Source organism: Telluria sp. PB2R4, assembly GCF_059685695.1.
Genome location: NZ_JCASIC010000014.1, coordinates 32,886 through 44,893, shown reverse-complemented (window position 1 = coordinate 44,893; position 12,008 = coordinate 32,886). Strand labels below are relative to the sequence as shown.

At 66.1% G+C, this 12,008-nt stretch carries 10 protein-coding genes; 2 read left to right on the top strand and 8 right to left on the bottom strand.

Annotated features, from left to right (window positions below; genetic code table 11):
* Positions 1-40 precede the first annotated feature (40 nt).
* The 4 genes from AC56LU_RS20280 to lptF all read right to left on the bottom strand — a co-directional run bounded on the left by AC56LU_RS20280 (position 41) and on the right by lptF (position 5,253).
* Positions 41-2,371 carry a DUF4214 domain-containing protein gene (locus AC56LU_RS20280; RefSeq protein WP_497177419.1) on the bottom strand — a complete coding sequence of 777 codons (2,331 nt, stop codon included), beginning with the start codon at positions 2,369-2,371 and terminating at the stop codon, positions 41-43.
* A 163-nt stretch (positions 2,372-2,534) separates the two neighbouring features.
* Positions 2,535-2,906 carry a sirohydrochlorin chelatase gene (locus tag AC56LU_RS20275; protein WP_497177418.1) on the bottom strand — a complete coding sequence of 124 codons (372 nt, stop codon included), beginning with the start codon at positions 2,904-2,906 and terminating at the stop codon, positions 2,535-2,537.
* On the bottom strand, positions 2,906-4,090 hold the full coding sequence (gene lptG / locus AC56LU_RS20270) for an LPS export ABC transporter permease LptG (RefSeq protein WP_497177417.1): 1,185 nt from the start codon (positions 4,088-4,090) through the stop codon (positions 2,906-2,908). Before lptG ends, AC56LU_RS20275 begins: the two co-directional genes overlap by 1 nt.
* Positions 4,087-5,253, bottom strand: a complete 1,167-nt coding sequence (gene lptF, locus AC56LU_RS20265) for an LPS export ABC transporter permease LptF (RefSeq protein WP_497177416.1) — start codon at positions 5,251-5,253, stop codon at positions 4,087-4,089. The genes lptG and lptF overlap by 4 nt, the downstream gene beginning before the upstream one ends.
* A 75-nt stretch (positions 5,254-5,328) precedes the next feature.
* Between lptF and AC56LU_RS20260 the strand changes: the two genes are divergently transcribed.
* Positions 5,329-6,831 carry a leucyl aminopeptidase gene (locus tag AC56LU_RS20260; protein ID WP_497177415.1) on the top strand — a complete coding sequence of 501 codons (1,503 nt, stop codon included), beginning with the start codon at positions 5,329-5,331 and terminating at the stop codon, positions 6,829-6,831.
* A 119-nt stretch (positions 6,832-6,950) separates the two neighbouring features.
* Here AC56LU_RS20260 and AC56LU_RS20255 read toward each other — a convergent pair whose 3' ends face one another.
* From AC56LU_RS20255 to AC56LU_RS20245, 3 genes are all read right to left on the bottom strand, one after another.
* Positions 6,951-7,397: a hypothetical protein gene (locus AC56LU_RS20255; protein WP_497177414.1), complete on the bottom strand. Its 447-nt coding sequence runs from the start codon at positions 7,395-7,397 to the stop codon at positions 6,951-6,953.
* A gap of 69 nt (positions 7,398-7,466) precedes the next feature.
* Positions 7,467-7,682, bottom strand: coding sequence for a DUF1653 domain-containing protein (locus tag AC56LU_RS20250; protein ID WP_497177413.1), 216 nt, complete (start codon positions 7,680-7,682; stop codon positions 7,467-7,469).
* A complete protein-coding gene (locus tag AC56LU_RS20245; RefSeq protein WP_497177412.1) occupies positions 7,682-8,029 on the bottom strand; it encodes a phiTE_015 family protein in 348 nt (115 codons plus the stop codon). Before AC56LU_RS20245 ends, AC56LU_RS20250 begins: the two co-directional genes overlap by 1 nt.
* Positions 8,030-8,508: 479 nt before the next feature.
* Here AC56LU_RS20245 and xth point away from each other — a divergent pair, with 479 nt between their 5' ends.
* Complete coding sequence (gene xth, locus AC56LU_RS20240; RefSeq protein WP_497177411.1) at positions 8,509-9,276, top strand: exodeoxyribonuclease III; 768 nt, start codon at positions 8,509-8,511, stop codon at positions 9,274-9,276.
* 122 nt (positions 9,277-9,398) lie between these two features.
* Here xth and AC56LU_RS20235 read toward each other — a convergent pair whose 3' ends face one another.
* Positions 9,399-12,005, bottom strand: a complete 2,607-nt coding sequence (locus AC56LU_RS20235) for a sensor domain-containing protein (protein WP_497177410.1) — start codon at positions 12,003-12,005, stop codon at positions 9,399-9,401.
* Between the last annotated feature and the right edge of the window lie 3 nt (positions 12,006-12,008).

The following is a 12,008-nucleotide window of genomic DNA, read 5'->3' as shown; positions in this document are numbered from 1 at the left end:
GGTTCGGCGCTCCTTGCGCCGGAATGAAAAAGCCTGTGCCTCAGGCCCACGGGATGAAGTCGATGCCGTTCTGGATGACGCCAATGACCTGCGCGCCGTTCTCCGCGCTTTCGCTGAACTGCGCCAGCACCTCGGCGCGCGACACGCCGTGGCTTGACAACGCATCGATCCAGAACTGGCGGCCCGCTCCCTCGGCCGGGCGGTGCAGCACGTTGTCGTACAGGAGCTCGACGAAACGCGCGTCGCTGGCAGCCGCGCCGTACAGGGCGGCGAATTCGCCGCTGCCCACGAAGGCGTCCGCCGCCTGCCGCAGGGTGAGGCCGGCGTCCATCATCCCGATCCAGTAGCCCAGCCCCGCCCCGTCGGGCGCGCGGTCGAAGGCGGCCGTGTAAAGGCGGTAGGCCTGGCCGGCGACACCATCGATGTCGAAGGCCAGCGCGGCGTCGGCGAACACGATGCGCTCGACATTGAGCAGCACGTCGCTGGCGCCGGCCGCATCGCGCACGGTCAGGCCGGCGGCGCCGTGCTGCAGCGTGAAGCCGGCTTTCGCGGCGCCGTAGCGGACGGTATCGAGGCCATCGAGGGCGTCGATGCGCTGGTTGCCGGCGCTGGCTCCCATGTGGACCAGGTCGGCGCCCTTGCTGCCACTGACCTCGACCCTGGGCAGGGCAGGCGCAGGGAGCGGAGCGACGGGGGCGGTGACGACCGGCGCCGGCGCGGGAGCGACGACGACCGGCTGCGGCGCCGGGGCAACGACGACCGGCTGCGGCGCCGGTGCGACGACGACCGGCTGCGGTTCCGCCGGCGCCGATTCGGCCGGTGGCGGTACCACCACGCTGACTTCGCTGCCGCTACTGCCGCTGCTGCCGCTGCTTCCACTGCTTCCAGCTTCCGGCAACGCCGGCGCGGTGCCGGCCAGCACCCGCGCCTCGATCCGGGCCGCGCCGTCGTCCTGGGTGTCGATCCAGGCCGCCGCGAAGCCGCCGTGCGCGAGCGTGGCCAGCGCCGGGCCGGCCTGGTCGCCGGCACGTTCTTCGTTGATGCCGAACTCGCGCGCATCCATCGCGGTGCCGTCGGCGCCGAAGCGGCGGCCGAACACGCCGTTGGCGTCGAAGTCGCCGCCCTGCGCCTGCCAGGCCAGCATGAAGCCGCCGTCATCCAGCGCGGCGAGCTTCGCGCCGAAGCGCCCGCCACCGCTGTCGATGTTGGCCTGGTTGATGTCCCCCAGGGGCTTGCCGGCCGGGTCGTAGCGCTGGAAGTAGATATCGCTGACGGTGAAGCCATAAGGCGAATTGGCAAAGCTGTCCCAAGCGACGACAAAGCTGCCGTCGGACAGCGCCACGATGTCGGGTAGCGGCGCGGCGGTGGACAGGCTCGCGCCCAGGCCGTCGCGCGTCACCTGCACGGTGGCGCCCCCTGGCAGCGCGGCGTAGACGTTGCCGTCGCCGATCTCGCCCCAGGCCAGCGCATAGCGCGAACCAAGCGCCGTGATGCTCGGGCTGAAGGCGCTGCCGAGCGTCCCGAACACCTCCTCCGCGCCAAGCGGATTGCCGGCGCCGTCCACGTGGCGCACATGCACCTGGCCGCCGGCGCGCCAGGCGATGGCGATCGAACCGTCGGCCAGTACGGCGACGTCGGGCATCGCGGTATCGGTCTGCGCGCCGCCGGTCACGGCTTCGGCCATGAGGCTGCCGTCGGCGCCGACGATGCGCCAGGCGATCCGCGTCTCGCTGCCGGCGCCGAGGGTATAGGCGACGACGAAGCCGCCATCGTCCAGCGCGGCCACCGATGGCGCGGCGCCGGACGCCGCCAGGGTGAAGGGCGCGCCGGATCCCGTGCTGGATGCCGTACCTGCGGCATCGCGCAGCTGGGCCATCAGCATGCCACCAGGGGCCTGCCACACCGCGGCGAAACCGCCGGTCGACAGGCTGGCCAGTGCCGGGCTGGCTCCCGGCGCGGCACTGCCGAGCAGCAGGTCGGCGCCGAAGGCCTCCAGCTCGCGCGAGGTGCCGGCTTCGACCGTATAGACCAGCGTCTCGACGACACCCTTGCCTGGCAGCGGATTGCCGTTGCCGTCGAGCTGGTAGCGGTCGTAGTAATGGACGGTGACCGATACGCCGGTGCCGGCCTGGGGCAGGCTGGCCGCGTCGGCGACCAGCAGGCGCGCCGCGGTATCGGTGGCGGGGTTGTAGGCAATGCTGAACAGGCCGGCATGCGACTGGCCATCGATGATCCAGCGTCCGCCCGTGAGCGGGCCGGTGTCCACGGCGCTCAGGGTGGCGGCGAGGTCGCCGCCGCGCAGGGTGCTGAAGAGGATGTCGCGGTCGTCGACGATGCCGACCGGCGCATAGTCGGTGATTTCCGTGCTCATGGCATTGGTTCCAAACGCATTGGAACAATGATGCCGTACGGAACTTTTTATTTAAAGACGGAAATTAAATTTCCACCAATCAAGACGCACAAAGGCAACGAAATATTGGCAGAAGCGGCAAGCACCTTGTCGCCATGCTCATCAATATTACGTATGGATAATATTAATCCAGCAAGGAGCGGACGCAGTAATCCGTCATTGCCGCCTGCACGCCCGGGTCTTCGCCGATCGCTCCCGCGACCCGCAGGCGCAGGCCCGGATACGCGGCGCGAATGCCGTCGGCCAGCTCCGGCAGGTCGCGCAGCAGATGCCCGCCCTGCCCCAGGAACACCGGCACCACCGTGATGTCGTCGGCACCGTCGGCGACCAGCGCGTCGACCGCCGCCGGCAGACGCGGCTCCATCAGTTCCAGGAAGGCGAGCGTCACCTGCACGCCGGGCAACCTGGCCCGGGTCTGGTCGCGCAGGCGCTCGAAGGGCGCGGCCCAGGTTTGGGCGCGCGCGCCGTGTGCGAAGAGAACCAGTGCACGTGTCATCAGTGTCGTTCCACCCACATGAGGGCGCCGATCGCCAGCAGCAGGAACAACAGGCTGGGCGCGGCCGCCGTGAACAAGGCCGGCAGCGCCGTCAGCGCGCCGAGATTCGAGAATAATGCATTCAGCAGCAGGAAGCTCACGCCGATCATGATGCCCACGAAAATCTTGAGGCTCACGCCGCCGCTGCGCGTGTGCAGGTAGGCGAAGGGCAGCGCCAGCGCCATCAGGACCATGATCGAGAGCGGATCGATGATCTTCTTCCAGAACGCCACCTTGAAGCGCTCGGTCTCCTGGCGGTTCTCGGCCAGGTGGCGCGTGTACACGGCCAGTTCGCTGGCCGACATGCGCTCGGGTTCGGAACGCGATACCGACAGGATCTTGGGGGTGATCTCCGAGGCCAGGTCGAGGGTGTCGGCCTTGCGGGTGGCGACGGCGGCGGTCTCCTGCCCGAAGATGGCGGCGATCGACTGCCCCTGCGGCACCGGCGTGCCCGGCGCCGGCAGCGCGCGGCTGTTGGAGAACAGGGTCTCGGTGACGCCGGTCAGGCGCCAGGTGTTGTTGCCGCTGTAGCTGGCGCCGCTGGCGGTGATCAGGGCGCGCATGCGCATATTGGCGTCGAACTCGTACAGGCGCACGTCCACCAGTTGGCCGTCGGGCCGGATCTGGCGCACATTGAAGAAACGCGTGCCCACCACCGGGCCCTTGACGCCATCGGCATGGATGCTGTCCTTGGTCCACATGCCGGAGCGGAAGTCGGCGGACAGGGCCGAGCCCTTGGCCGCCAGGCGTAAGCGCTCGGCCAGCGGCGCGGTACGCGGGGTGATCAGTTCACCGAAGATGAAGGTGATCACGACGAACACCACGCCGACCTTGAACAGCATCCAGCCCGCCATGCGGGTCGACATGGACGAGGCGCGCATGATGGTGAACTCGGAGCTGGAGGCGAATTGCGCCATCGTGTAGATGGTGCCGATCAGGGCCGCCACCGGCATCACCTGGTACACGTTGCCCGGCACCAGCAGCAGCACGTACATCAGCGCATGCTGGAATTCGTAGCCGCCCTTGCCCACCGACGGCAGTTCGCCGGTAAGGTCCATGAACGAGATCAGGGCGAGGAAGGCGACCAGCACGAAGCTCACCGCCTGGGCGATGTTGACCGCGAAGTAGCGTTGCAGGATGCTCATTCGGCCTCCACCTTCGCCAGCGGCTGCGCCACCGTGGCCTTGCCCTGCCTTGCCAACCGGCGCCGCTTCCAGGCGCCGATCACGGCCAGCGGATGCCAGCGGTGGTTGACGTTCAGGCGCCAGGCGAACAGCGCCGCCACGGTCAGCCCGGCCGCCAGGTGCAGCGGCCACCAGGCCATCTCGAACTCGAGCTTGCCGCGCTTGACGCTGTTCTCCATCATCTTGTTCAGGTTCAGGTAAGTGAAGAAGATCAGCAGCGCCAGGATCATGTTGGCCGAACTGCCGGCGCGCGGGTTCACGAAGCCGAGCGGGATGGCCAGCAGCATCAGCACCAGGCAGATGATCGGCGCCGAGATGCGCGCCAGCAGCTCGGCGCGGGTGTACTGGTTATGGTGCTGCAGCAGCACCGAGGTGGGAAGCGCGTTGCTGGGCGTGTCGGTGCCGAGCACCGGCGCCCTGGTCGCGACCCGCATCTTGTAGCGCTCGAACTCCATCGACTGGAAGTCGGCCTGTCCGGGCGTGCCCTGGTAGCGCCGGCCGTTGCTCAGCACCAGGTACTGGGCGCCCCTGGCGTCGGTCTCGATGACGCCTTCCTTGGCGACCACGATCGAGCTGCGGGCCCCGTCCTGCGAATTGACGAACACGTTCTGCACCACGGTGGCGCCGGTGGTTGAACGTTCGACGAAGAACACGCGGTCGCTTGATGACGATTCGCGGAACTGGCCGGGCGCCACGCGCTTGAGGTCTTCGCGCTTCTGGAAGCGCTCGACGAATTCGATGCGCTTGAGCGCGGCCCAGGGCGCGGCCAGCAGCGACAGCGCGGCGACCACCGCCAGGATCGGCAGGCCGAAGCTGAGGACCGGACGAATCCAGCGCCGCAGCGACATGCCGGAGGCGAACCAGACGACCATTTCGGAATCGCGGTAGCTGCGCGTAACCGCGGCCAGCACCGAGATGAAGACCGTGAGGGTCAGGATGGTCGGAAGATAATTAAGGATGGCAAAGCCGATCAGGGCCAGCACGTCGGCTGGATCGACCTTGCCGCCGGCGGCCGTGCCGAGGACCTTGATGAGGGTCCAGGTGACCAGGATCGTGAACAGCACCGTAAAGGTGGCGCCGGCCGAGCTGACCAATTCACGTTGCAGGGCGCGTCGAAAGATCATTCAATAATAGCTATAATTGCAGGTTAGGCACGTAGTATGCAAATGGGCCGCGAAAATCAAACCGGAGAAACAAAAATGGACTTTAGCATAAAAGCATTCGACACCAAGACCACCCTGGCCGCCGCGAAAGCCGGCGTCGTGGCGGTGGCCGTGTTCGAAAACAAGACGCTGTCGCAGGCTGCCAAGGCGCTGGATGCCAGCGGCGAGATCACCGCGGCGGTCAAGTCCGGCGACATCAGCGGCAAGGCCGGTTCGACCCTGTTGCTGCGCGGCGTGAGTGGCGTCAGCGCGGCCCGCGTGCTGCTGGTGGGCATGGGCTCGATCGAGGCAGTGAGCGAAAAGAGCTACGGCAGCGCGGTTGGCGCAGCCTTGAAGGTCTTCGCCACGCTGGGCAGCCAGGATGCCATTATCGCATTCCCGCTGGCGGATGTGAAAGACCGTGACATCAATTGGGCAGTGCGCGCACTTGTGATCGCGGCCAATGAGACCGAACACCGTACTGATACCCAGAAGAGCAAGAAGGACCCGGCCCTTGCCGGCGTGCGCAAGATCACCATCGCGGCCGATGCCGCCAACGCCGCCACCCAGCTCAAGGGCACGCTGGCGCAGGCCGTCGCCATCTCGAACGGCATGGCGCTGACCAAGGAACTGGGCAACCTGTCGCCGAACGTCTGCACGCCGACCTACCTGGCCACTACCGCGCGCCGGCTGGCCGACGAATTCGGCTTCGAGATCGAAGTCCTGGAGCGCAAGCAGCTCGAGGCGCTGAAGATGGGCAGCTTCCTGTCGGTGGCCAAGGGCAGCGACGAAGCGCCGAAGTTCATCGTCCTGAAGCACATGGGCGGCAGCAAGAAGGATGCACCGACGGTGCTGGTCGGCAAGGGCATCACCTTCGACACCGGCGGCATCTCGATCAAGGCCGGTCCCGGCATGGACGAAATGAAGTACGACATGTGCGGCGCCGGTTCGGTGCTGGGAACCTTCCGCGCCATTGGCGAGATGGGACTGAAGCTGAACGTGATCGGCATCGTGGCGGCCTGCGAGAACATGCCGTCGGGCCGCGCGTCGAAGCCGGGCGACATCGTGACCTCGATGAACGGCCTGACCATCGAAATCCTGAACACCGACGCCGAAGGCCGCCTGATCCTCTGCGACGCCCTCACCTACGCCGAGCGCTTCAAGCCGGCCGTCGTGGTGGACATCGCCACCCTCACCGGCGCCTGCATCGTGGCCCTCGGCCACCACACCAGCGGCCTGTTCACCCGTCACGACGATGCGCACGACGCGCTGGCCCAGGAACTGCTGGACGCCGGCAAGCAGGCCGGCGACGTGGCATGGCGCTTCCCGCTGGGCGAGAACTACAACGAGCAGCTGAAGTCGAACTTCGCCGACCTGGCCAACATCGGCACCCCGGGCGCGGCCTCGATCACCGCGGCCTGCTTCCTGGAGAACTTCACCCGCAAGTACACCTGGGCCCACCTGGACATCGCCGGCACCGCCTGGAAGTCGGGCGCCGCCAAGGGTGCGACCGGCCGACCGGTTCCGCTCCTGACCACCTTCCTGATGAATCGCGTGTAAGCTGCCGGACGCCCTGCGATGAAATATCCTTTCATCGCAGGCGGATGGGTGAAATATTATTTCATCAAAAAAAATCAGCCCCGCATGCGGGGCTGATTTGTTTTGGAACCTACCCAGGCTTAAAACACCCGGCTCTCGACCTTCTGCGCCGCCACCAGGTCTTGCTGCGACTGCACGGGCTCCATCAGCACGGTCAGATTGGCCGGATATGCAAACCCCGCGCCCGTATAGCGATCGACCAGGTGCCCGACACCGGCGCTGATCACCACGTTCCCCGCCAGTCCGGCTACTTCCACGCGCGATTCAATGCGTTCCCAGGCCATGCCCGCGCCGTCCTTCTTGCAGCTGACCTGCAAGGGCTGGGTGCTGCGCGTCACCGTCACCCGTCCCGGCGCGACGACGAACCAGCGGCCCATGTCGTTGCTCAGGATACAGCCTACGCCGCCGATCTCCTTGTAGTCGAGCACGGCGTGCAGTTCGAGCTGCTGCAGGGGTGAATCGGACACGGTGGCGCAGCCGCCCAGGACCAGCGGCACGGCCAGGAGCAAGAGGGAAAGACGCGACATGGGACCCACGGGGCTATGCTTCATGCCACCATTAACGGCAGCCGACGGCAAATGCTGAAGGGTTTGTTTTTATTCGTCTGGAAACGCGGACGGAAGCAGCGAAAAGCGCGGCACGGCAGCACCGTCGACATCGATAGTCTCGAAGAAAGCGGCCCGCGGACGCACCCAGACGGCGCCATCGAGGCCGCGGTACACCATCACGGGCGTGTGGTCCGCTTCCAGCACGGCTTCGCAGACCAGCTCGTAGATGCCGCCCTTGTAGTGGCGGTAGCGCCGTGGAGGCATCAGGCCTTGGTGTCGGCCAGGCTCTTCTGCTTCTTGAGGCTCTGGATGACCTTCAGCACGCCTTCCATGCCGGCGGCTTCGTCCAGTTCGCTGAAGGCGTCGAGCACTTCGTTGAGCACGCGGTTGCGTACCGCCGCCTCGTCCTGCGTGACCGCAGGCTTGTGTTCGGCTTCCCGGGCGAACTTCGATGGGGCCTCGGCCGCGGCCTTGGCGCCATGCGTCAGGGCAGCCTGCCAGATGACCCAGCGACGCTGGGTTTCATAGACGAGGTATTCCTCGGGCTTGTCTTCGCGGCGGCGAGTGATATGGCCTTCGCGTTGGGCCCACGCTTCGAATGCAGTGCGCATTTCTGTCCTTTGTAAATCAGCGTTCGCGTTCATTTGCTATCGAAAAAACAAGATTTCGAATAGTACCATTTTGCACCGTGCCAACACGTCCGCACGAAGGCGAAACAGCGGCAACCGAACTTGTTTGAGAGTCTGCAAATAGTACAAGATTAGTTGCACTAGCGCAATTAGTATATTCCCGTACAGAAACAGTGTTAAATGCTCTGACGCTAGTTTAATTCTTTTGCGAACGATTTCACAGCCCGCACGACATATATTCGTCAACTTCTTTAGTATTCTATTAAGTTATTCTAGCATACGCTCTTATACGGCACACAATGTTAGTGGCCGTTTAATAACAATTGCTGTGTGACTAGCATAAATACAACTGTCATATTAATGTGGTTTATTCGACAGGCATGGTTTCGGGATAATGGGCGAATATGCGACGGCGGCCGGAACGGTTATCATGCCGCCTTCGCCACCTGCTCTCGCGCCACATGAAAATCGCCACCTGGAATGTCAATTCGCTGAAAGTCCGCCTGCCGCACCTGCTCACCTGGCTCGAAGCCAACCCGGTCGACGTCCTGTGCCTGCAGGAGACCAAGCTCACCGACGACAAATTCCCCCTTGGCGAAATCAATGCCGCCGGCTATCAGGTCGCCTTCAGCGGCCAGAAGACCTACAACGGCGTGGCGATCCTGTCGAAGCATCCGATCGAGGACGTCCAGAAGAACAATCCGCATTTCGAGGACGAGCAGCAGCGCCTGATCGCCGCCACCGTCGGGGGCATGCGCATCATCTGCGCCTACGTGGTCAATGGCCAGGAAATCGGCAGCGAAAAATTCGCCTACAAGATGGCCTGGCTGGACGGCCTGCAGCGCTGGGTGGCCGAGGAAATGCGGATACACCCGCAGCTGGGCGTGCTGGGCGACTACAACATCGCACCGGAAGCACGTGACGTGCACGACCCGGCGGAATGGGAAAACCACATCCACTTCACGCCGCCGGAGCGCGAGGCCTTGCAGCAGCTGATGGCCCTCGGCCTGGCGGACGCCTTCCGCCTGTTCGAGCAGCCGGACAAGCAATACAGCTGGTGGGACTACCGCAACCTGGCCTTCCGCCGCAACCGCGGGCTGCGCATCGACCATATCCTGCTGAGCGACGCGCTGGCGCAGCGCTGCACCGCCTGCCACATCGACCGCGAGACCCGCAAGTGGGAGCAGCCGTCGGATCACGCGCCGGTGGTAGCGACGCTCGACATGTAGGGTGGGCGGGGTAATTTCGGGCAGTGCCCGGAATTACGCCCACGCGTTCAACAAACAGGTGAAAAGTCGCGCTGCAAATATGCGCACGTAATTTGAACGCGTGGGCGGCAAAGCCGCCCACCCTACGACGCCAGCAGCCGCGCGACCTCTCCCGCCGGCAGCGGCCGCGCGAACAGGTAGCCCTGCGCGAACTGGCAGCCGTAGCCGCGCAGCAGGGCGTACTGGCCTTCGGTCTCGACGCCCTCCGCCACCGCCGACAGTCCCAGGCTGTTGGCCAGCGCCATCACGGCCGCCACGATGGCGCGGTCTTCCGCACTGGCTTCGAGCTCGCGCACGAAGGCGCGGTCGATCTTGATCTTGCGGACCGGGAAGCGCTTCAGGTAGGCCAGGCTCGAATAGCCGGTGCCGAAGTCGTCGATCGACAGGCGCATGCCCATGCCGTTGATCCGGCGCAGGATCTCGAGCGTGCGCCCGCCCTGCTGCATCAGCGCGGTTTCGGTGAGTTCGAATTCCAGCAGCGCGGGGTCGATGCCTGTTTCGCCGACAATGCGGGAGATCGACTCCACCAGCCCGTCGTGCATGAACTGGCGCGCCGACAGGTTGATCGCCAGCGGCACGGCGAGCAGGCCCTGGCGCTGCCACGCCATGCCCTGTTCGCAGGCGGCGCGGATCACCCATTCGCCGACCGGCACGATCATCCCGTTCTCTTCCAGGATCGGGATGAACTCGTCCGGTCCTACCAGGCAGTCGTCACCACCCCGGCGCCAGCGCAGCAGCACCTCGAGCGCATGCAGGCGCCGCGTGGCGCTGTCGATGATGGGCTGGTAGTGCAGTTCGAATTGCCCGCGCACCAGCGCGCCGCGCAGGTGCGATTCCAGCGCGAAGCGGCGCGCGGCCGCCTGGTTCATGCGCTGGTCGAAGAACTGGTAGTTGTTGCGGCCCAGCGCCTTGGCGTGGTACATCGCGGCGTCGGCATGGCGCATCAGGGTCTCGACGTCGTCGCCGTCGTCCGGGCACAGGCAGATGCCGATCGAGGGCGTGATGTGCAGGCTGTGGCCGTCCAGCGGGAACGGGGTGGCCAGGGCCTCGATGATCTTGTCGCCGACCAGCGCGCAGTCCTGGGCCTCGCCGACGTCCGGCAGCAGCACCACGAACTCGTCGCCGCCCAGGCGCGCCACGGTGTCGCTGTCGCGCACCGCCGTGCACAGGCGCCGCGCGACTTCGCGCAGCAGCTGGTCGCCGGTGGCGTGGCCGAGCGAATCGTTGATGGTCTTGAAGCGGTCGAGGTCGAGGAACATCAGCGCCAGCTTGCGTCCGCCCTGTGTGAAGTTCCGCTGCGCCGCACGCAACGCGCACTCGAGCCGGTCGGACAGCAGCGCGCGGTTCGGCAGCCCGGTCAGGCTGTCGTGGTAGGCCATGTGGTGCACGCGGGCCTCGGCCTGGCGGCGCTCCGCGATTTCTTCCTGCAGCAGCGCGTTCGCCCCGGCCAGTTCGGCGGTGCGCTCGGCCACGCGGATCTCGAGCTCGTCGCGCGCGCGGCGGATCGCATCGGCCGCCTCGCGCCGCGCGGTGACGTCGTCGATCAGCCAGACGCTGCGCCCGCCCTTCTCGGCGGCATCGACCAGGCGGCCCGACAGGCGCGCCCAGAACAGCGTGCCGTCGCGGCGCGCCATGCGGTATTCCGCCGTGTGCGCCTGGCCGGCCTGGAAACTGCGCGCGGTGTCGACACGCGCCATCGTCCAGCTGGCCGCGTCCGGGTACAGCGTGCGCACCGGGGCCCCGTCCATGCCGCCGGCGGCGCTGCCGAACAGCTCTTCCATCTTGCGGTTGCAATGCAGGGTGACGCCGTCCTCGACCACCGCGATGCCGAGCACCGCGTTGTCCAGGATGGCGCGGTTTTCCATCAGCGCGTTGCGCAGCTGGATTTCATCCAGGCGCTCGCGCGTGCGGTCTTCGAACATCCAGACCGCGCCCAGCTCCGGGTCTTCGGGACTGAACAGGTAGCCGTTGAGCTGCCCCCAGATGCGCGAGCCGTCCTTGCGCACGAATTCGGTCTCCGCGCGGTAGGGAGCCCCGCGCGCCAGCTGCGGGTAGGCATTCAGGCCGAACTCCTCGAAGGACTGCTCGTCCGGGTAGACGATGCGGGTCGAGCGCCCCAGCGCTTCGCCGTCGCGGTAGCCGAACATGGTGGAGAAGGCCGGGTTGTAGCGCTGGATGATCCGGTTGCGCGTGTACATGATGCCGATGGTGGCGTTCTGCATGATCGCCTTCACCTCGAACAGCGTCTGGCGCACGTCGGTCACGTCTTCGGCGATCCAGATGGTGCCGGCCTCGCGTGCCGCCGGATCGACCGCGCGGCCGCGCAGGCGCGCCCACATGATCGAACCGTCGCGCCGGCGGAACGGATGTTCGCCCTTCTCGAACAGCCCTCCGGTGGCCAGCACCGGATAGGCTTCGGCCACCAGCGCCTGGTAGGCTTCGGGCGAGGCGAAGATGTCGACTGGACGCAGCCGGCTCAGCTCAGAGTACGAATAGTCGAGCATCTCGCAGATGCGCGGGTTGCACGACTTGAACTGGCCCGGCAGCGTAAACACGATCCCCACCGGCGCGTTTTCCAGGATGGCGTGCTGGTCGCGCAGCGCAATGCGCAGCATCTCGTGCTCGAGATCGCGCGCCTCTGCCGGGGCGGTGCCGGCTGCGAGCGAAAGCTCGCCGGAGTGTCGGTCCATGGT

Excerpts from the sequence above, each read along its gene's own strand:
- AC56LU_RS20280 (WP_497177419.1), bottom strand. The coding sequence starts at position 2,371 with ATGAGCACGGAAATCACCGACTATGCGCCGGTCGGCATCGTCGACGAC.
- AC56LU_RS20275 (WP_497177418.1), bottom strand. The coding sequence starts at position 2,906 with ATGACACGTGCACTGGTTCTCTTCGCACACGGCGCGCGCGCCCAAACC.
- lptG (WP_497177417.1), bottom strand. The coding sequence starts at position 4,090 with ATGAGCATCCTGCAACGCTACTTCGCGGTCAACATCGCCCAGGCGGTG.
- lptF (WP_497177416.1), bottom strand. The coding sequence starts at position 5,253 with ATGATCTTTCGACGCGCCCTGCAACGTGAATTGGTCAGCTCGGCCGGC.
- AC56LU_RS20260 (WP_497177415.1), top strand. The coding sequence starts at position 5,329 with ATGGACTTTAGCATAAAAGCATTCGACACCAAGACCACCCTGGCCGCC.
- AC56LU_RS20255 (WP_497177414.1), bottom strand. The coding sequence starts at position 7,397 with ATGTCGCGTCTTTCCCTCTTGCTCCTGGCCGTGCCGCTGGTCCTGGGC.
- AC56LU_RS20250 (WP_497177413.1), bottom strand. The coding sequence starts at position 7,682 with ATGCCTCCACGGCGCTACCGCCACTACAAGGGCGGCATCTACGAGCTG.
- AC56LU_RS20245 (WP_497177412.1), bottom strand. The coding sequence starts at position 8,029 with ATGCGCACTGCATTCGAAGCGTGGGCCCAACGCGAAGGCCATATCACT.
- xth (WP_497177411.1), top strand. The coding sequence starts at position 8,509 with ATGAAAATCGCCACCTGGAATGTCAATTCGCTGAAAGTCCGCCTGCCG.
- AC56LU_RS20235 (WP_497177410.1), bottom strand. The coding sequence starts at position 12,005 with ATGGACCGACACTCCGGCGAGCTTTCGCTCGCAGCCGGCACCGCCCCG.